Raw genomic sequence first — 17,467 nt, 5'->3', positions numbered from 1 at the left:
TCACCCCTGACTTCCCCGCGCCCCTGCCGCGACGATCGCCTGCAGGATTCACCGAGTGGATCTGCGACGGGGCGCTGACCTCGTGTCCTGAGCCGCTGGCCGCCTTGGCGATCTGCTCGGCCTCTTCGCGGTCGGCGTCCGGGCCGACGGCGATCATGATGAGCGGGACCGGGCGCTCGGGGTTGGTGAGCTGCTCCAGCCGCTCGACGAGGCCGGAGCGGGAGATGCTGCCCGGATCCTGGTTCACTCCGTCGGTGAGGATGACCAGCGCGTTGAACTTGCCCTTGCCGTACGAGGACGTGGCCGCCTGATACGCGGCGAGCGTCGTGTCGTACAGCCCGGTCGCTCCGTTCGGCACCGGCGCCAGCGCGCTGAACGCCGCCGACAGCAGATCCCGCTGTGTGCCCTCGACGGTCCGGTCGCCGAGCCGCTCGGTCGGCACGCGGACGCGGACGCGGTAGTCCTTGTCGCCGTCCAGCTTGGTGGAGAAGTCCCACAGCCCGATCTCGTCCTCGGGCGTGAACGTGGCGTGGGCCTGCAACAGCGAGGCCTTGGTGACGTCCATACGGCTCTGTCCGGTGTTGCCGACGGGTTCGGACATGGACGAGGAGGCGTCCACGACGGTGGTGATCCGGGCGCTCTGCACCGTGATCGTCCAGATGCCGAGCGCTTCCTGGAGCGCGATCTCGTCGGCGGGCCGCTCGGCGGGCTGCGCGTACGGCTGCGGGCGGCTGCCCCCTGCCTTGGTCACCAACGCCTCCGACACCTCGTCGTCGGAGGTCCGGAAGCCGTACCTCTCCAGCACCCGGCGCTGCTCCGGCTGCCGCGGATGGCTCATGAACCGGATCGCGGCCCGGTTCTCGTCCGTCGACAGCCGCGTCTGGTCGACCAGGGTGTAGGGGTGGTCGAGGCGGGGCGAGCCGTCCTTCGGATAGAACATGTCCAGGCTGCCCGCGCCCGCGGCCGAGGAGTTGTACGCGAACGCCGCCTGCTCGCTGAGGATCAGCGCCTGGTTGCGCCTGGGGTTGCCCTGCTCGGTGCCCGAGGAGTCACGCGGCAGGGTGTCCAGGACCTGGGTGTCGCTGTCGGAGGTGCGCTGCGACAGCGTCTTCATCAGGGCCGCGGCCTGGGTGTCCCCGCCCTTGATCCGCGCGGCGGCCGTGCCGACCTGGGTGAGTGCGAGCACCCCGGTCGCACTGCGCGCCGGGTCGGCCGCGCCGAGCCTGAGGGCGTCGTCCTGGAGGCTGGTCCCGGCCAGCTCCATCCAGCTGTACGTCCGCTTCGGCCACCCCAGCGACTTCGCGGCCGACGGCACCATCGCCACCCCGACCGGAGTGGACGCCACCGTGCCTGCCGGAGTCACCTGCGTGGCACCGCTGTCCGCCGTGACCCGCTGCACCCACACGTCCGAGTCCGGCACCCACACCTGGACGTCGGCCTTCTCGCCCGTGGCGAGCGCGTCGGCCTTGTACGGGTCGCGTGCGCTCACCGAGACCGCGACGCACCGCCCGCCGGAGGTGATGTCGTCCTCGCGCGCCTGCTTCGCCGCCTCCCGCAGCGCGGGGGCCATGCCCGGGGAGGCGGCGAGCTTCAGCCGGACCGGGTCGTCCTGGCAGGAGGAGCCGAAGGAGAGCAGCCCGCTCTGGACGGCGACCGCGGTGCCCCCGGCGATGGCGAGAACCAGCGCCGTGGCGACGGCCACCGTGCGGCTGCGGGCGCCTGGACGGGGGTCGCTGCCGCCCGCCCCATACTGATCGGGCAAGCTGTGACGTCCCATGACGGTGGTGCCCCTCCCTGTCGACCCAGTGGCGGGAAACGGCCACATGGCATGCAAAGGGGAGGTACGCCCCGTACGGCGTCCGCCCCTCAACGGCCTGTCGCGCACGATCTTCGTAACTTCTTTCGAGACCCTGGCGGCGCGGCGATGGGGATGCGGCGGGATTACTCAACTGGAGGCAGGTGTGCAGTCGGAGGCGGGTCCGGTGGCCGATTCTTTTCCTCAGGAGCGGCCCTCACGGCGCATTCTCCGTTCCGAGACGCTGCTCGTTCTGGGCCTTTCACTCGGTGCGAGCGGTGTGTCCGCCCTGATCAGTTTTGTCGGATCGGTCACCAAGCCGGGAGGTCTCAAGGACCAGGCGGCCACTCTCAACGCCTCGGCCGCGCCGGGCCGTCCCTGGCTGGATCTCGCCTGGCAGCTCTTCGGGATCACCACCGCACTCGTGCCCGTCCTGCTCGTCGCGCACTTCCTGCTGCGCGAGGGCGAGAGCCTGCGCACCCTCGGCTTCGACCGGACCGAACCCTGGCCCGACCTCGGCCGCGGTGCGGCGATCGCGGCCGTGATCGGCAGCACCGGAATCGCCTTCTACCTGGCCGCCCGCGGCTTCGGCTTCAACCTCACGGTGGTGCCCGAGGCGCTGCCCGACGTGTGGTGGAAGTACCCGGTCCTGATCATGTCCGCGATGCAGAACGCGATCCTCGAAGAGGTCATCGTCGTCGGCTATCTGCTGCGCCGGCTCGGCCAGTTGGGCTGGACCCCGGGCACCGCGCTGATGGCCAGTTCCGTACTGCGCGGCTCCTACCACCTCTACCAGGGCATCGGTGGCTTCCTCGGCAACCTGGCGATGGGCGTGGTGTTCGTCTACCTGTACCGGCGCTGGGGCCGGGTCGGTCCCCTGGTCGTGGCGCATTCGCTGCTCGACATAGGGGCGTTCGTCGGCTATGCGCTGCTGGCCGGGAAGGTGGGCTGGCTGCCGACCGCTTGAGTGCTTTCGAAGGGGGCGTACGACAGGTTCGTACGCCCCCTTTGGTGTGGCCCCTTTGGTACGGCCCCTTTCGATGGAGCGCCGTTACGCGAGCAGTTCCCCGTCGATGACGGTGACCGCGCGTCCGGTGAGCAGCGTGCGGTCGCCGCGCAGCTCGGTGCGGACGCGGCCGGAGCGGGGTGAGGCCTGGAGGCCGGTGAGGCCGGGGCGGCCGAGGCGCTCGGACCAGTACGGGGCGAGGGCGGTGTGGGCACTGCCGGTGACCGGGTCCTCGTCGATGCCGACGTTCGGGAAGAAGCAGCGGGAGACGTAGTCGTAGCCCCGCGTGGGGTCCTCGGCGCGGGCGGTGGCGATGATGCCGCGGGTGGAATAGGCGGCCAGCGCCTTGTGGTCCGGCGCCAGGGCGTGGACGGTCTTCTCGTCGGCGAGTTCGAGGAGCAGGTCGCCGACGTTCGGTCCGGTGTCGAAGGCGGCGCGCGGCTCGGCGCCCAGCGCGTCGGTGACCCCGTCCGGCACGTCGACCGGGGTGAGCGGTGCGGTCGGGAAGTCCAGGGTGATCGAGCCGTCCTCGCCCGGCGTCGCGACCAGCACGCCGCTGCGGGTGGCGAAGCGCACCGGGCCCTGGTGGGCGCCGATGGTGTGCAGGACGTGGGCCGTGGCGAGCGTGGCGTGGCCGCACATGGCGACCCCGGTGACGGGCGTGAACCAGCGCAGCGCCCAGTCGGCCTCGCCACCCTCGGGCAGGCGGTGGGCGAAGGCCGTCTCGGCGTGGTTGACCTCCCTGGCCACGTTCTGGAGCCAGGTCTCGTCCGGGAAGGCGTCCAGGAGCAGGACGCCAGCCGGGTTGCCGGCGAAGGGGCGGTTGGTGAAGGCGTCGACGATTCGAATCCGCATGCCGCAGACGCTAGGCGCGGCGCGAAGCGGCAGGCCAAGGCCAATTCGGGGGTGCTGGACCGATTTTGGTCCGGGCCGTCTTCAGGGCTGTCTTCCGGGCGGGTGTTGCCAGGCGAACTGTTCCGATATATCGTTGAGGCATCGCGACTGATCAACGACTGAATGGAGTGATGGCGATGCGTTCCCATGGATTCGAACGAGGACACGGTGGACACGGCTCGCACGAGCGAGGCGGATTCGAGGCCCTGCGTGGTGCCTTCGGACCCTTCGGGCCGGGCGGCCCCGGCTTCGGCGGACCGGGCCCCTGGGGTCATCGAGGGCGCGGCGGACCGCGGGGGAGGGCGCGGCGCGGCGACGTACGCGCGTCGATCCTCGCCCTGCTGAAGGACCGGCCGATGCACGGTTACGAGATGATCCAGGAGATCGCCGAGCGCAGCGGCGGGGCGTGGAAGCCCAGCCCCGGCTCGGTGTACCCCACCCTCCAGCTGCTGGAGGACGAGGGCCTGATCACCAGTGAGTCCGAGGGCGGCAAGAAGCTGTTCTCGCTCACCGAGGCCGGCCGTACCGCGGCCGAGGAGGGCCCCGAGGCGCCCTGGGAGGAGGCCTCCCGCGGCGTCGACTGGGAGGCTCTCGGTGAGATCCGGCAGGCAGGCTTCGGTCTGATGGAGGCCTTCGGGCAGGTCTGGAAGACCGGCAGCAAGGAGCAGCGCGAGAAGGCGCTGGCCGTCATCAACGAAGCCCGCAAGAAGCTGTACCTGATCCTCGCCGACGAGGACTGACGAGGGCCGAGGCTCGGGCCCGGCGCAGGGCGCCCTCGCGGAGACATCCGTGGGGGCGCCTTCGCGCGTCCGGGGTCAGGCGACCAGCCCCGCCAGCTTGCGCAGCGACTCGTTCAGCGCGGCCGTCGCCGAGTCCTTCAGCCGGCCCGCCATCAACGACACCGCGGCGCCCGTGAACTCGCCGTCGATGCGGACCGTGGTGGCGTCGCCGTCCGGCGTCAGCGTGTAGCGCGTGGCCAGGTCGACCGCCATCGGGCCCTTGCCGCGGATGGCCAGCACCCGGGCCGGCTCCAGTTCCTCGATGGTCCAGTCGACCTCGGCCGGGAAGCCCATCAGCTTCAGGTTCTCCTGGAAGGTCCCGCCCACTGTGAGGGTCTCGGGACCGCCCTTGGGGAAGCCGGTGTGGGTCGCGTTCCACTCGGCGTACGCGGACCAGTCCGTGAGCTGCGCCCACACCTTCTCCGCGGGGGCCCCGATACGTGCCTCCGCGCTGACTTCGGCCATGCGACCACCTCTTCGTGTCGGGCTACGGTGTCGCGGAACGTAGCCGCACGGCCTGGAACATTCAATACTGATGAACCGTCAGAAAATGTGGAGGCGGCCTGCCGGACCTGCCTCAGCCGACCAGCCGTATCTCCGCCGCGTCGAACAGGTCCCACGCGCGCGGGAAGGCGCTCTCCTCGTGGCAGTGCCAGGCATCCCAGAACAGGTCGGCCGGCAGTGCGTCCTCCGGGGCGTACACCCGGTACACGTACTGCCTGCCGTCGACGGCCGGAAGGGTCACCAGCCAGCACCTGCTCTCCATCCCTCTGTAGGGGACGTGCGACGGAGCGTTACGGTTGCGTGCGGCGCACGGGGGACGGGAGATGTGCGCCCCCGCGGGCGAAAGGGCGTGATCTCATCCGTAAGGAGGAGATGGGGGCCGCCCGGGTCCACTCTCCGTGGGACGCAAAAATGCTTCCCTCCGGGGATGTCCCGATCTGGAGGGACTGATGGGGTAGGGGGTGTGCAACCCCGAATCCCCCGGCAGGCGGCCCAAGAACAGGGCGGCCGGCGAACGGAGAACGATGCCGGGCTCAGCGACGAGCTGGCAGCGGTGCTCTCCGGTGCCCGCCGACGGGCCGTCCGGGACGGGGACCGGCAGATCGACACGGCCCATCTGCTGCACTCGCTCCTGGAGTCCGACCCCGAGGTGCGGGCCGTCTTCGAGGACGGCACGCAGGTGGCCCGGCTGCTCGGCTACCTCGTGCAGCGCAGCATCGGCTACGGCCTGCGCTGGCAGGGCTCCGTCGAGGACTCCGGTGCCGTACCCATCGTGAGGGGCGAGGCGGGCTTCTCTCCACTCGCCGCGGGCGCGATGGAGTACGCCCGCGAGCGCGCCGCCCGGCGCGGTGGCGAACCGGCGCTCGGGATCGACCTCCTCGCCGCCATCGTCGTGGACCCGCAGGCACGCGCCGTCGAGGTGCTCGACCGCGCCGGGGTCGACGCGCACGCCCTCTACGTGCGGATCGAGAGGCACTTGGAGAAGACCGGCTGACCGGCCGGTGACGTGGGTCCCGTCCACGCGCTGAGACAGGTGTCAACGGGGGTGACGCTCATGTCATCGCCTGTCATCATGTGCCGGTGCATACGTCAGACAGCAGCAGCGGCAGCGGTGGAAGGGGCATGGGGCTCGGTCTCGCGCTCGCTTCCGCGCTCGCCTTCGGGGGATCCGGTGTCGCGGCCAAGCCGCTGATCGAGGCGGGGCTCGACCCGCTCCATGTGGTGTGGCTGAGGGTGGCGGGGGCGGCCCTGGTGATGCTGCCGCTGGCTGTGCGTCATCGTTCGCTGCTGCGCCGCCGACCCGCGCTGCTCGCCGGGTTCGGGCTGTTCGCCGTCGCCGGTGTCCAGGCCTGCTACTTCGCCTCGATCTCCCGGATCCCCGTCGGGGTCGCCCTGCTCATCGAGTACTTCGCGCCCGCCCTCGTCCTCGGCTGGGTGCGGTTCGTGCAGCGGCGGCCGGTCACGCGTGCGGCCGTGCTCGGCGTGGTCCTCGCGGTCGGTGGGCTCGCCTGTGTCGTGGAGGTGTGGTCCGGGCTGAGTTTCGACGCCCTCGGACTGCTCCTCGCGTTCGGCGCCGCTTGCTGCCAGGTCGGCTACTTCGTGCTGTCCGACCATGGCGGGGACTCCGGCGCGCAGGCGCCGGATCCGCTGGGCGTCATCGCCTACGGCTTGCTGGTCGGCGCCGTGGTGCTGACCGTTGTCGCGCGCCCGTGGAGCATGGAGTGGTCGCTGTTGGCGGACAGTGCGGACATGAACGGGACGCCGGTCGCTGCGGGTCTGTTGCTCGTGTGGATCGTGCTTGTGGCCACGGTCGTCGCGTATGTGACCGGCGTGGTGTCCGTGCGGCGGCTGTCTCCGCAGGTCGCGGGTGTGGTGGCCTGTCTTGAGGCGGTCATTGCGACGGTCCTTGCGTGGGTGCTGCTCGGTGAGCACCTTTCGGCTCCGCAGATTGTGGGTGGGGTGGTGGTGCTGGTGGGGGCGTTCATCGCGCAGTCTTCGGCGCCGGCGAAGGGCTCCGCCGAGCCCGTTGCTGAGGGCGGGGCCGACACGCGGGTGTCGGCGCGGGGGACGGCCGGGTGAGTGCCGCGCTGGGTGCGTGTTGAGCTGCGGGTTCGTTGGGGCTGGTCGCGCCCACGCGGCGGCGCCGCAAATCGATACAGCCCCGCGTCCCTTTCGGGGCACTGCCGTACCGCTGTTCATGTGGTGCGCCTGCGCTGCAGATGCTCGTGCGCCGCTGCGTCTCTTGGACCGGCCCTGTTCGCCAGTTCCTTCGCGATTCGGTCCTTGACCTCCTCCGGCCGGTGGCTCGCGTACTTGAACTTGGCGTGTACGTCGGTGACTTCGAGCCGCAGCCCCCGGATGCCGGACAGCAGCCTGCCGTACGGTGCTTCACCCACCGCCACCTTCGCCGAGCCGCCCTCCGGCTGGAAGTGGTCGACCTGGCGGTTGAGCAGTTCGGACTTCTCGGTCGGGTCGTCCACGACGTGGGCCCGGCACCGGAGTTGGACCGCCGCGTAGAAGCTGGTCGGTGTGCCGTGCTCGGGTGGGTCCTCCGGTCCTGCCTGCCAGGGGCCGGGTACGTACACGTAGTCGTCGACGACGCTCAGGGCGACCTCGGGGTTGGCCAGGAGTGCGGGCCATATGGGGTTGGGGCGGGCCAGGTGCGTGAGGGCCTCGCCGCGGCCGGCGTCGTAGGTGAAGTGCAAGGGCTGGACGTGCGGTGGCGCGCCGTCCAGGCCGTTGACGGCGAGGTGCCCGAAGTCGTGGACGGCCAGCCACTGCTGCCACTCGGTGTCGTCGTGGGGTGCGTCCCAGGGGTGGATCAGCATGACAGGGCCGCCAGGTAGTCGGGGAGTTCGGTGCCGGGGGCCAGTTGGGCGTCCGCGACCGGGGTTTCGTAGCCCATGCGCAGGGGGACGACTCCGGCCCAGTGCGGGAGGGAGAGGTCCTCGGGCTCGTCGTTCACCCCGCCGGTACGGGCCTTGGCGGAGACCTCGTCGAGGTCGAGGCGGATGACGGCGGTGGCGGCCAGTTCCTTCTTGTTGGCGGGCCGGACGTCGTTGGCGCGTCCGGGCACGACATGGTCGACGAGGGCGTCGAGGGCGGCCCGCTTCTCCTCGGGGTCGGTGACGTCGTGGGCAACGCCGTGGACCACGACCGAGCGGTAGTTGATCGAGTGGTGGAAGGCCGAGCGGGCCAGGATGAGCGCGTCCACGTGCGTGACCGTCAGGCACACGGGGAGGCCGGGGTCGGTCTGGCCCGTCATCCGCAGCGGGCGTGAACCCGTCGAGCCGTGCACGTAAAGCCGCTCGCCGACCCGGGCGTACAGGGTGGGCAGCACCACCGGCGCTCCGTCGCGAACGAAGCCGAGGTGGCAGACGTAGGCCTCGTCGAGTATCGCGTGCACCAGGTCCTTGTCGTACGACGCCCGGTCGGCGGAGCGCGTGGGAACGGTGCGGTCGCTCGGTGTGTAGGCGGCCTGGTGTTGCGTCGGCTGCTGCTGGGTCCCCTGCATTGCGCTCTCCATTGCACTAGTGCATAATCTATTTTGTGCTAGAAGGATATCGGATCAGTGGGCGACGTGCAGCCGAGATTGCGGCCAGCGTCGAGAGCGCGGTGGGCTCGGGCGGGCTGGAGCCGGGCCAACTGCTCCCGCCGATGCGGGAGTTGGCGGTCGAGCTGGGCGTGAATCCCAACACGGTCGCGGCGGCGTACCGCATCCTGCGTGAGCGCGGGGTCATCGAGACCGCCGGGCGCCGTGGCAGCCGGGTGCGGTCCAAGCCGGCCACCACGGGGCGCGAGTACCTCCGGGTGGACGTGCCCGAGGGCGTGCGGGACGTGGCGAGCGGCAACCCCGATCCCGCGCTGCTGCCCTCGCTGGCCAAGGCGTTCGCGGTCGCCGCCGAGCAGGCCGACCGAGAGCCCGTGCTGTACGGAGACGATCCGGTGGAACCGGAGTTGGCCCGTCGCGCGCGGGCCGATCTGGACGCGGGCGGTGTGCCGGACGGGCCTCTCGCGGTGACCTCCGGCTCCCTCGACGCCATCGAGCGTGTCCTCGCCGCTCACCTCAAGCCCGGGGACACGGTCGCCGTCGAGGACCCCGGCTGGGGCAGCCTGCTCGACCTCGTCCCCGCGCTCGGGCTGCGCACCGTCGCCGTCGGCGTCGACGACGAGGGCCCGCTCCCCGATGACGTACGCCGTGTCCTCGCGGCCGGGGCGCGCGCCCTGATCGTCACCGACCGGGCGCAGAACCCGACCGGTGCCGCGGTGAGCGCGTCACGCGCGCGTGCCCTGCGTGCTGTGTTGCGAGAGCGCCCGGACATCCTGCTGATCGACGACGATCACGGGCACGGCATCGTCGACCTGCCTCTGCACACCCTCGCCGGTGCCACCGGCAGCTGGGCCTTCGTGCGCTCGGTCGCCAAGGCGTACGGTCCCGATCTGCGGCTCGCCGTGCTCACCGGGGACGCCGTCACCGTCGACCGGGTGTGCGGGCGGCACCGGCTCGGGCCCGGCTGGGTGAGTCGGATCACCCAGCGGGCCGTCGTCCGGCTGTGGGCCGACGGCGCGGTGGACGCGCGTGCGGTGGCGGCGGCGTACGGGGGGCGCCGGGACGCGCTGATCGGCGCGCTCGCGGAGCGCGGGGTCGTCGCGTACGGGCGCAGCGGTCTGAACGTCTGGATTCCCGTGCCGGACGAGACCGGAGCCGTGGCCCGCCTGCTGCACGCCGGCTGGGCCGTTGCGCCTGGTGCTCGTTTCCGGATGAGCGCACCGCCCGGCATCCGGGTCACCGTCTCGACGCTGGCGGTGGACGAGACGGTGGCGCTGGCGGACGCGATCTCCTCAGCGGTGGGGCCCGCGCCGATCCGGAGCTACGTCTGAGTGATTCGGGGCAGTGGCGGGAGGTGTTGGCGGTCCGCCGCGGCGCCGTCGTGGCTGGTCGCGCCCACGCGGCGGAGCCGCACATCGATTCAGCCCCGCGCCCCTTCGGGGCGCTTCCGAACCGCAGCCGACCCCGCTTGGGCCACTCGGCCCGGCCGGCGCTCCGTCTTCGGCCGCACCTGCGTCAGCGCCGCGCCCGCCAGCACCACGGCCGCGCCCACCGGTGTCCACCAGTTCAGCGACTCGCCCAGGATCGCGACACCCGCGGCCGTGGCGATGACGGGGATGAAGTACGTGACCATCGTGGCCGTTGTGGGGCCGACCTCGGCGACCAGGCCGTACTGGATCAGGAAGGCGAGGCCGGTGCCGAGTGTGCCCAGGGCCGCTATGGCCAGCAGCGGGCCGAGGGCCACCTGTGTCGGCCAGGACGTGAACAGTGGGGTCACGACGGCCAGTTGCAGGGTGGCTAGCAGCAACTGGGCGCCGGTCAGCGAGAGATGCGAGTGGTCGGATCCGGCGAGGGTGCGGCGGACGTAGATCCAGCCGATCGGATAGCTCAGGGACGCTCCCAGTGCCATCGCCGTGCCCGTGGCGTCCAGGCCGTGGAAGCCCTGCCAGGCGCCGAGCACCGTGAGGACGCCGAGGAAGCCGAGGCCGAGACCGGCGACACGGACCCGGGTGGGCCGGTCCTCGGAGAGGGCGACCAGGGAGAGGGCCATGCCCCACAGCGGCGAGGTGGCGTTGCAGATGCCGGCCAGGGTGGACGGGATGGTCAGCTCGGCGTAGGCGAAGAGGGAGAACGGCAGCGCGTTGAGCAGGAACGCGGCGACTGCGAGGTGCCCCCAGGTCCGCGGCTCGCGCGGCAGCCGCTGCCGCTTCATCGCCATCGCGGCAGCGAGCACCGCCGTCCCGAACACCAGCCGGCCGAGCGTGACCTGGAAGGGGGCGTAGCCCTCGGTGCCCACCTTGATGAGCAGGAAGCTGAAGCCCCAGACCAGGGCGAGGGCGCCGAAGCGGAGCCGCCAGTCGAGGGCGGCGCGGACGGGGGTGGAGGTGCTCATGGCGACCAGGGTGGTGGACCACCACCTCGTAGCACAACCTAGATTTTCCGCACGGTATCTCGTAGCATTGCTTACATGTTGAACCTGGAGCGCCTCCGCACCCTGGACGCCCTGGCCCGGCACGGCTCGGTCAGTGGTGCCGCCGAGGGCCTGCACATCACGACCTCGGCCGTCTCGCAGCAGATGTCCAAGCTGGAGCGCGAGGTCGGCCAGCAACTCCTCGCCAAGAACGGCCGGGGTGTGCGGCTCACGGACGCCGGCCGGCTCCTCGCCGAGCACGCGGCGCGCATCCTCTCCCAGGTGGAGCTCGCCCAGTCGGATCTGGAGGCGCAGCGCGGGCAGGTCGTCGGCGAGCTGCGGCTGGCCGCGTTCCCCACCGCCCTGCGCGGGCTGTTCCCCATAGCGCTCACCGCCCTGCGCACCCACCATCCCGCGCTGCGCGTGCGCTCGCGGGAACTGGAGCCGGAGAACGGGGTCAACGCGGTGCTCCGGGGCGACGCCGACCTGGCCGTCGTCCTCGACTGGTACAACAAGCCGCTGCCCATGCCGCAGGGGCTCGCCAAGGCGTCGATCCTCGAGGATCCCGTCGGTGTCGCCATGGCCGACGGGCATCCGCTCGCCGGGCGGGACGAGGTCGACCTGGAGGACTTCGCGGGTGACGAGTGGGTCGCCTGGCCCGAGGGCGAGTTCTGCCACGAGTGGCTGCTCTACACCCTGCGCGCCAAGGGCATCGAGCCCCGCATCGCCCATCGCGCCGAGGAGCACCACACCCAACTCGCCCTGGTCGCGGCCGGGTTGGGCGTCTGCGTCGCCCCCCGGCTCGGCCGCGACCCGATGCCCGCGGGAGTGCGGGCCGTGCCTGTGCGGCACGGCGCCCAGCGGTACATCTACGCGGTGTGGCGCGCGGACGCGGACCGCCGCCCGTCGATCCGGGCGGCGGTGGAGGCGCTGCGTGAGGCAGCCCTGAAGGTCGGCTGAACTACGCGGAACCCAACTTGCGGAAGTCCCAGGAGACGATCCTCTCCGGCGTCAGCCGCACCCATGCGTGCCGTCCGTCGTGCGGCATTTCCTCGAGGCCGAAGTTCTTCCGTGCGAACAAGGTCTCCGGGACGTCGAGTTCCGCGCGGAGCTCGCCGGTGCGCGGGCTCTCGCCCACGAAGTCGACGGTCCCGGACAGCTCGACGCCGCGCAGTTCGTCGTACTCCTCACCCGTGTCGACCACGATCGCGACCCGTGGATCCCGCCGCAGATCGGTCCACCGCTTGCTCCGCACCACCGAGTACAGCCACATCGAGGTGCCGTCCCAGGCGAACCAGAGGGTGCTCACGTGCGGGGCGCCGTCGGCGGACACGGTGGCGACCCTGCAGGTGCGCTGGCTGGTGAGGAACTCGTCCAGCTCACCCGGTGTCATCATGATCTTCCGGCCCCGGCGCTGCGTGGCGGTCATGTGTCCCCCTCTTCTCTTCTCCCACGTCGTGTCAGAGGAGAGATCCTCTGACATCACGTCAGAAAAGGATGAGCGGTCTTCCTTCCCTGCGCAATGGTGGCTAGTCTCGCCCGCCCCATCAGGTCGGCGACAAGGGGGCACCATGCCGTCGTACGAACAGCTTCGCGAACTCCTCGACCCCGTGACCACCGTGCTGCTCACGGTCGAGTGCCAGCAGGGCGTCGTCGGCCCGGACAGCGCGCTGCCGGACCTCGCGAAGGAGGCCCGCTCCTCCGGCGCCCTCGCCAACGTCGCCCGGCTGGTGGCGGGGGCGCACGAGAGCGGGGTGCAGGTGATCCACGCGATCGCCGAACGCCGCCCGGACGGCCGGGGCGCGAGCCGTAATGCCCGGCTGTTCCGCGCCGCCGAACGGCTCCCCGTCCAGCAGCTCGCCGGCTCCACGGCGGTCCGGGTGGCGGCCCCGATCGAGGTCGCCGAGGAGGACTTCGTCGTACGACGGCTGCACGGGCTGTCGCCGGTCCAGGGCACCGAGGTCGACGCGCTGCTGCGCAACCTCGGCTGCCGCACCCTGATCGTCACCGGCGTCTCGGCCAACGTGGCCGTCCCCAACGCCGTCTTCGACGCGGTCAACCGCGGCTACACCGCCGTCGTCCCGGCGGACGCCATCGCCGGGGTGCCCTCCGACTACACCCCGGCGATGATCCGCAACACCCTCGCATTGGTCGCCACGGTCGCGACCACGGACGAGGTGCTGGGTTGCTGGAAACGACCGCGCCCGGTCACGCGAGCGTGATCGAGTCCCCGGACACGGTGATCTCCTTGGCCTCCAGCGGCTTGGTGGCGGGGCCCTTCTGCACACTGCCGTCGGCGATGGAGAAGGTACTGCCGTGGCAGGCGCAGGAGATGATGTCCTCCTTGAGGTCCGTCATCGGACAGCCCTGATGCGTGCAGATCGTCGAGTAAGCCTTGTAGTCACCCGCCGTCGGCTGCGAGACCACGACCTTCTCGTCGCTGAAGACCTTGCCACTGCCCTCCGGTATGTCGGAGGTCTTCGCGAGCGCGGCACCGCCGGCGCCGCCCTCCGCTGCGGGGGAACTGGCGTCGGCGCCCTGCTCGGTGGACGAGCCGGACGCGTCGTCCTCCGACCCGCACGCGGTCAGCGCGACGGCGAGCCCCGCCGCGCCGACCGCCGCCACGACGGTACGGCGGCTCGGTGCCGACACCGGCTGAACTGATTCGCTGGTCATGCTGACGTTCCTTCCGGGTGTTCGTGATCTGCCGAGAGGTACGGTCCATGAGGACCGGCTGTTCAGACGATGGGGAAATCCTGGCCCGTCTCCGGAGAGGTGCGGGTAAAGCGGAGCTGTCGGTTCCCTGTCGACGACTGTCGATCCGCTGTCGGCCCCAAGGAAGTCACCGCGACCCGCCTGCGTGAGGGCGGCTCGCTGCCGGGGCCGACGACTTCGGGACCTACGTCATGAAGGGGTCCGCGGAGCGGCGCTGACCATGGCTGTTTGCCTGTGCCAAGATCGCGTGAAACCGTTGGGTGGGGTGGCCCCGGCGATCATCGACCGCAGCATGGACCTCCGCGATGACTGAACGGACGGCACATGTGCCGATGACCGTGACCACAGCGCCGGGGAGGAGAACATGAACCGCGAGCGCCAACTGGCGCAGGCTTTCGTCGTCGAACTGCGCGGCCTAAGTGTCCGCTTGGCCGAAACTGGTCACGGCGGTGATCGAGAACGGGTACGAGTCCCTGCAGGCGATCCAGATGCGTTTGCGCGAGCAACCGCTGGGAGCCCCTCACGCTGATGCGTCAGCGCTCGGGGCATCTCGTGGAGGACGACGTACATCTGGCACAGGCCCTCGCGGACTCCGCCGCGCTGGGCCTGATGCACTGGTCCACGGAGCCGGCGCAGGTCGACGATGTGATCACCCGCGTGCAGAGCGTGATCGCGGCGAAGGGCACGCTGGAGATCGCCAAGGGCATGGTCGCGCAGTACGCGGGGTCGACGATCGGTGAGGCGCCCCGGTTGCTCAGCGCCTATGCGAGCTGCTCCGCGCGGAGCGAAGGTGATACAGCTACTGCCGCCGCCCACAGCTTATGAGACCAACTCTGCGTTTCAGTGGCCGAGCGCCGCCAGCCGGTGTAGCGTCATGATCAGCAGTCGTGGTTCCGAAGTCCCGTTCGCCCGTGATCGCAGTCACGGGCGTTTTTGCTGTTCAACGCCTCTCCGGACCAGGGCGATCACCTCCGGATCCCGCACGGTGCGGGGTCCGATACGAGTCCCGTCGAAGGAGACAGGCAGATGGCTACAGGCACTGTGAAGTGGTTCAACTCCAAGAAGGGCTTCGGCTTCATCGAGCAGGACGGCGGCGGCCCCGACGTCTTCGCCCACTACTCGAACATCGCCAGCTCGGGCTTCCGTGAGCTCCAGGAAGGCCAGAAGGTGAGCTTCGACATCGCGCAGGGCCAAAAGGGCCCGCAGGCGGAGAACATCACTCCCGCCTGACGACGCACGAAGAAGCCCCGGCCAGTGAACTCACGGGCCGGGGCTTCCCCGTCCCGCTCCGTATTCGTGGTCATGTGGTCGCCAGCGCGACCACCATCGCCACCAGGCCGATGACGACGAGTGCGACGACGATCCAGATCAGTGTGAGGGGCGCGACGGCCCATCCCTTCTTCAGCGCTTCGCGCTCGGGGGCGCCGAGCCCGGAGACTCCGGATTCGGCGGGAGGTGCCGCACCGGGAGCCATCGAGGTGTCCTCAGGTACGGCCAGTCCTTCCACGGGTCGGGGATCGGTCTCAGCCGCAGCGCCTTCGGTTTGGTGTGCATGTTTGTCGTTCATGAGCTCTCCCCTTCGCTTTTGACGGGTTTCACGCGTTCGGCCAGCGGAAACCCGGTGCGAGCAGTTCGCGAGAGAGAGCCGGCACGACTGCCTGAGGAGCACCGGATGCCCGACGAACAGCGTGAGTACGACGACGAATCCATGGGCGACGAGGTGTACCAACCCGACGATTCGGAGGTCCAGGACGATGCCGGGGTCATGGACCCGGAGGACACCCTGGACGACCGCGGTATCGACCCGGCGATCGACGAGGGCTACTCGCCGCCCGAGAAGCCGCTGGCGGTGCAGCGCCGCGGTACCACGGCCGCGGAGCAGCGTGAGCGGGACTCGCTGGACGAGCGCCTGCAGGCCGAGCGTCCCGACACGGAGCCGCCGCCGGGCGACGAGATCGGAGATGTGCCTGACGGGGAAGGCGAGCCTGTCGACGCGGAGGCCGGTGACAGGCGTGCGGGACGGTTGACGGCTGCGGCTGAAGGGGCCGAGACGCAGGATGACACTGTGGCCGAAGATGCTGGTATCGCCGGCGGCGCGGCATCCTCCGAAGAGGCCGCGGTGCACGTCGTGGACAACCCGGCCGAGTCCGACGACGAGGGATCGCGGACCGCTTGAACCAATCGGCGCGGAACAGCCCACGGGTGTCGGAGCAGGCCGATCGCGGCGACGAAGACGAGCGCCGCCCAGTGGTGTGTCTGCCGGACGAGGAGCCCGCCGCGTACGCCGAAGCTGATGTGCAGGGTGGAGTCGAAGGCCGCGGACATACGAATGCCGTGCATGGGTACGAACCGACCCTCGTAGACCACCTCGGTCATGTCCGGCTTGAAGAAGAGCGTCAGTCAGACCCCGGTGCTCCCGGGTCTCGCGGACCGGTCCGGTGCCCGGCACCGAGGGCTGCTCATCAGGCCCCGGAGGGCCCGGTTCGCGGCGCCGTACCTTGATGCCGAGCCGGACGGCCCACACCAGGGCGCCGGCGACGAGGAGGCCGCCGATGAGGACGGCGATCAGGCCGGCCGGACCGGACAAGACCGATCGGCTCACCCCGCACGCGCTTCAGCCGTCCGGCAGCACGCAGCGAGAGTCAGAAACGCCGACGGTGGAATCCGGGCTCCAGCGGCGCGTTCGGCAGCGGAGGCCCGGGCAAGACGTAACCCACCGTGATCCCGTGGTGCTCGGTCAGGCGTAGGAGGAGCCCGTCGTCTGCCTGAACGCGCGCGTTCCCGGTCCGACGCGGTCCGGCATGCTGCCGACCGCGTCGCGGGACTCGGCTACGGAAGTGGTGTCCCGCCTGTCGCGTTGAGGATCTCCGCGGTGACGAAGCTGGCCTCCTGAGAGGCGAGGTAGACGTACGCGGGAGCCAGTTCGGCGGGTTGGGCCGGGCGTCCCAGGGGGCTCTGCTTGCCGAACTCGACCGTGTCGGGCATCGTCGCGGGGATCAAAGGCGTCCACACCGGTCCCGGGGCGACCGCGTTGACGCGGATACCGCGGTCGACGAGCATCTGGGCCAGCCCCTGGGTGAAGGTCACGATCGCGGCTTTCGTCATCGCGTAGTCCAGCAGGTGCGGGCTGGGCTTGTAGGCCTGCACCGACGTGGAGTTGATGACGCTGCCGCCCTCGGGAATGTGCGGCAGGGCGAACTTCGTCAGCCAGAACATGCCGTAGAGGTTGGTGCGCATCACCCGGTCGAACTGCTCGGTCGGGATCGCCTCGATGCCGTCGGGCTGGGACATCTGGTAGGCGGCGTTGTTCACCAGGACGTCGATGCGCCCGAACTCCCCGACCGCACGCTCGATCAGGGACCGGCAGTTGTCCTCCTCGCGGATGTCGCAGGAGACGGCGACCGCCTTGCGGCCGGCCTCCTCCACGAGACGGGACGTTTCGCGGGCCTCGTCCGCCTCCTCCTCGAGGTGGGTGAAGAGCACGTCGGCACCTTCCCGGGCGAAGGCCAGGGCCACGGCCCGCCCGATGCCGGAGTCGCCGCCGGTGATGACGGTTTCGCGGCCTTCCAGCCGGCCGGTGCCTTGGTAGCTCTCCTCGCCGTGGTCGGGTGGCGGGTCCATCGGCCCGGTCCATCCGGGGTGCGGCTGGTCCTGCGAGGGAAAGTCGGGGCGCGGGTGCTGGGTGGCCGGGTTCTGCTGGGTGTGCTGCGGATCGGTCACGACGGCCTCCTGACCGCTGGGCGGGCGTGAACGCTGACCGGGTTCCCGCCTCGCCCCCACCGAAAGCCCGTCGCGGACGCGCGCCAGCAGCGCA

20 protein-coding genes and 3 pseudogenes are annotated in these 17,467 nt (G+C 70.7%); 10 read left to right on the top strand and 13 right to left on the bottom strand.

Features of this window, described 5'->3' with window-relative positions; translation table 11 throughout:
• Positions 1-1,777: pseudogene (locus tag QQY66_RS06950) on the bottom strand (substrate-binding and VWA domain-containing protein).
• Positions 1,778-1,961: 184 nt separating this feature from the next.
• On the opposite strand from QQY66_RS06950, the gene QQY66_RS06945 reads away from it, so the two are divergent.
• Positions 1,962-2,762 carry a CPBP family intramembrane glutamic endopeptidase gene (locus QQY66_RS06945; RefSeq protein ID WP_301978200.1) on the top strand — a complete coding sequence of 267 codons (801 nt, stop codon included), beginning with the start codon at positions 1,962-1,964 and terminating at the stop codon, positions 2,760-2,762.
• A gap of 84 nt (positions 2,763-2,846) precedes the next feature.
• Here QQY66_RS06945 and QQY66_RS06940 read toward each other — a convergent pair whose 3' ends face one another.
• Entirely contained in the window at positions 2,847-3,656 is an 810-nt protein-coding gene (locus QQY66_RS06940) for a PhzF family phenazine biosynthesis protein (protein WP_301978199.1), read from the bottom strand.
• A 176-nt stretch (positions 3,657-3,832) separates the two neighbouring features.
• Here QQY66_RS06940 and QQY66_RS06935 point away from each other — a divergent pair, with 176 nt between their 5' ends.
• Positions 3,833-4,435, top strand: a complete 603-nt coding sequence (locus QQY66_RS06935; RefSeq protein WP_301978198.1) for a helix-turn-helix transcriptional regulator — start codon at positions 3,833-3,835, stop codon at positions 4,433-4,435.
• A 75-nt stretch (positions 4,436-4,510) separates the two neighbouring features.
• Here the strand turns inward: QQY66_RS06935 and QQY66_RS06930 are convergent, their stop codons facing one another.
• Positions 4,511-4,939, bottom strand: a complete 429-nt coding sequence (locus QQY66_RS06930; protein WP_301978197.1) for an SRPBCC family protein — start codon at positions 4,937-4,939, stop codon at positions 4,511-4,513.
• Positions 4,940-5,051: 112 nt separating this feature from the next.
• Positions 5,052-5,219 (bottom strand): hypothetical protein, encoded by a 168-nt coding sequence (locus QQY66_RS06925; RefSeq protein ID WP_301978196.1) that lies wholly within the window; start codon positions 5,217-5,219, stop codon positions 5,052-5,054.
• Between the two features lie 222 nt (positions 5,220-5,441).
• Between QQY66_RS06925 and QQY66_RS06920 the strand changes: the two genes are divergently transcribed.
• Positions 5,442-5,972, top strand: a complete 531-nt coding sequence (locus QQY66_RS06920) for a Clp protease N-terminal domain-containing protein (protein WP_301978195.1) — start codon at positions 5,442-5,444, stop codon at positions 5,970-5,972.
• Between the two features lie 80 nt (positions 5,973-6,052).
• Positions 6,053-7,057, top strand: a complete 1,005-nt coding sequence (locus QQY66_RS06915) for a DMT family transporter (protein WP_301978194.1) — start codon at positions 6,053-6,055, stop codon at positions 7,055-7,057.
• A gap of 116 nt (positions 7,058-7,173) precedes the next feature.
• Here the strand turns inward: QQY66_RS06915 and QQY66_RS06910 are convergent, their stop codons facing one another.
• Positions 7,174-7,806: an FMN-binding negative transcriptional regulator gene (locus QQY66_RS06910; RefSeq protein ID WP_301978193.1), complete on the bottom strand. Its 633-nt coding sequence runs from the start codon at positions 7,804-7,806 to the stop codon at positions 7,174-7,176.
• Positions 7,800-8,492, bottom strand: coding sequence for a pyridoxamine 5'-phosphate oxidase family protein (locus QQY66_RS06905; protein ID WP_301978192.1), 693 nt, complete (start codon positions 8,490-8,492; stop codon positions 7,800-7,802). Before QQY66_RS06905 ends, QQY66_RS06910 begins: the two co-directional genes overlap by 7 nt.
• Positions 8,493-8,527: 35 nt before the next feature.
• Here QQY66_RS06905 and QQY66_RS06900 point away from each other — a divergent pair, with 35 nt between their 5' ends.
• Positions 8,528-9,859 (top strand): aminotransferase class I/II-fold pyridoxal phosphate-dependent enzyme, encoded by a 1,332-nt coding sequence (locus QQY66_RS06900; RefSeq protein WP_301978191.1) that lies wholly within the window; start codon positions 8,528-8,530, stop codon positions 9,857-9,859.
• A gap of 89 nt (positions 9,860-9,948) precedes the next feature.
• Here QQY66_RS06900 and QQY66_RS06895 read toward each other — a convergent pair whose 3' ends face one another.
• On the bottom strand, positions 9,949-10,920 hold the full coding sequence (locus QQY66_RS06895; RefSeq protein WP_301978190.1) for a DMT family transporter: 972 nt from the start codon (positions 10,918-10,920) through the stop codon (positions 9,949-9,951).
• Positions 10,921-10,995: 75 nt separating this feature from the next.
• On the opposite strand from QQY66_RS06895, the gene QQY66_RS06890 reads away from it, so the two are divergent.
• The gene (locus QQY66_RS06890; protein ID WP_301978189.1) at positions 10,996-11,898 is read left to right on the top strand and encodes a LysR family transcriptional regulator; all 903 of its coding nucleotides are present in this window, start codon (positions 10,996-10,998) and stop codon (positions 11,896-11,898) included.
• Between the two features lies 1 nt (position 11,899).
• On the opposite strand, the gene QQY66_RS06885 is transcribed toward QQY66_RS06890, so the two are convergent.
• Positions 11,900-12,367, bottom strand: coding sequence for a pyridoxamine 5'-phosphate oxidase family protein (locus QQY66_RS06885; RefSeq protein WP_301978188.1), 468 nt, complete (start codon positions 12,365-12,367; stop codon positions 11,900-11,902).
• Between the two features lie 142 nt (positions 12,368-12,509).
• Here QQY66_RS06885 and QQY66_RS06880 point away from each other — a divergent pair, with 142 nt between their 5' ends.
• Complete coding sequence (locus QQY66_RS06880) at positions 12,510-13,160, top strand: cysteine hydrolase (RefSeq protein ID WP_301978187.1); 651 nt, start codon at positions 12,510-12,512, stop codon at positions 13,158-13,160.
• Here the strand turns inward: QQY66_RS06880 and QQY66_RS06875 are convergent.
• On the bottom strand, positions 13,147-13,614 hold the full coding sequence (locus QQY66_RS06875; protein ID WP_301978186.1) for a Rieske (2Fe-2S) protein: 468 nt from the start codon (positions 13,612-13,614) through the stop codon (positions 13,147-13,149). The two genes, QQY66_RS06880 and QQY66_RS06875, sit on opposite strands and share 14 nt — an antisense overlap.
• Before the next feature lie 591 nt (positions 13,615-14,205).
• Between QQY66_RS06875 and QQY66_RS06870 the strand changes: the two genes are divergently transcribed.
• On the top strand, positions 14,206-14,478 hold the full coding sequence (locus tag QQY66_RS06870) for a hypothetical protein (protein ID WP_301978185.1): 273 nt from the start codon (positions 14,206-14,208) through the stop codon (positions 14,476-14,478).
• Positions 14,479-14,679: 201 nt separating this feature from the next.
• Entirely contained in the window at positions 14,680-14,883 is a 204-nt protein-coding gene (locus QQY66_RS06865) for a cold-shock protein (RefSeq protein ID WP_301978184.1), read from the top strand.
• A gap of 70 nt (positions 14,884-14,953) precedes the next feature.
• On the opposite strand, the gene QQY66_RS06860 is transcribed toward QQY66_RS06865, so the two are convergent.
• The gene (locus QQY66_RS06860) at positions 14,954-15,220 is read right to left on the bottom strand and encodes a DUF6480 family protein (protein ID WP_301987202.1); all 267 of its coding nucleotides are present in this window, start codon (positions 15,218-15,220) and stop codon (positions 14,954-14,956) included.
• Positions 15,221-15,325: 105 nt separating this feature from the next.
• Here QQY66_RS06860 and QQY66_RS06855 point away from each other — a divergent pair, with 105 nt between their 5' ends.
• Positions 15,326-15,829, top strand: a complete 504-nt coding sequence (locus QQY66_RS06855) for a DUF5709 domain-containing protein (protein WP_301978183.1) — start codon at positions 15,326-15,328, stop codon at positions 15,827-15,829.
• Positions 15,830-15,873: 44 nt separating this feature from the next.
• Here QQY66_RS06855 and QQY66_RS06850 read toward each other — a convergent pair.
• The 3 genes and pseudogenes from QQY66_RS06850 to QQY66_RS06840 form a co-directional block, all read right to left on the bottom strand.
• Positions 15,874-16,065 (bottom strand): annotated as a pseudogene (locus QQY66_RS06850) (ubiquinol-cytochrome c reductase cytochrome b subunit); the annotation flags it as partial.
• Between the two features lie 55 nt (positions 16,066-16,120).
• Positions 16,121-16,177 (bottom strand): annotated as a pseudogene (locus QQY66_RS06845) (hypothetical protein); the annotation flags it as partial.
• A 305-nt stretch (positions 16,178-16,482) separates the two neighbouring features.
• Entirely contained in the window at positions 16,483-17,373 is an 891-nt protein-coding gene (locus QQY66_RS06840) for an SDR family oxidoreductase (RefSeq protein WP_301978182.1), read from the bottom strand.
• Positions 17,374-17,467 lie beyond the last annotated feature (94 nt).

It is taken from the genome of Streptomyces sp. DG2A-72 (genome assembly GCF_030499575.1).
Taxonomy (GTDB): Bacteria; Actinomycetota; Actinomycetes; order Streptomycetales; family Streptomycetaceae; genus Streptomyces.
Note: the sequence above shows the minus strand (reverse complement) of the source record. Positions and strands in the feature narration are given on the sequence as shown.

Bases quoted from the DNA above. Each gene is read 5' to 3' on its own strand.
- QQY66_RS06860 (WP_301987202.1), bottom strand. From the start codon at position 15,220: ATGAACGACAAACATGCACACCAAACCGAAGGCGCTGCGGCTGAGACC.
- QQY66_RS06855 (WP_301978183.1), top strand. From the start codon at position 15,326: ATGCCCGACGAACAGCGTGAGTACGACGACGAATCCATGGGCGACGAG.
- QQY66_RS06895 (WP_301978190.1), bottom strand. From the start codon at position 10,920: ATGAGCACCTCCACCCCCGTCCGCGCCGCCCTCGACTGGCGGCTCCGC.
- QQY66_RS06910 (WP_301978193.1), bottom strand. From the start codon at position 7,806: ATGCTGATCCACCCCTGGGACGCACCCCACGACGACACCGAGTGGCAG.
- QQY66_RS06940 (WP_301978199.1), bottom strand. From the start codon at position 3,656: ATGCGGATTCGAATCGTCGACGCCTTCACCAACCGCCCCTTCGCCGGC.
- QQY66_RS06865 (WP_301978184.1), top strand. From the start codon at position 14,680: ATGGCTACAGGCACTGTGAAGTGGTTCAACTCCAAGAAGGGCTTCGGC.
- QQY66_RS06885 (WP_301978188.1), bottom strand. From the start codon at position 12,367: ATGACCGCCACGCAGCGCCGGGGCCGGAAGATCATGATGACACCGGGT.
- QQY66_RS06905 (WP_301978192.1), bottom strand. From the start codon at position 8,492: ATGCAGGGGACCCAGCAGCAGCCGACGCAACACCAGGCCGCCTACACA.
- QQY66_RS06880 (WP_301978187.1), top strand. From the start codon at position 12,510: ATGCCGTCGTACGAACAGCTTCGCGAACTCCTCGACCCCGTGACCACC.
- QQY66_RS06930 (WP_301978197.1), bottom strand. From the start codon at position 4,939: ATGGCCGAAGTCAGCGCGGAGGCACGTATCGGGGCCCCCGCGGAGAAG.
- QQY66_RS06890 (WP_301978189.1), top strand. From the start codon at position 10,996: ATGTTGAACCTGGAGCGCCTCCGCACCCTGGACGCCCTGGCCCGGCAC.
- QQY66_RS06935 (WP_301978198.1), top strand. From the start codon at position 3,833: ATGCGTTCCCATGGATTCGAACGAGGACACGGTGGACACGGCTCGCAC.
- QQY66_RS06875 (WP_301978186.1), bottom strand. From the start codon at position 13,614: ATGACCAGCGAATCAGTTCAGCCGGTGTCGGCACCGAGCCGCCGTACC.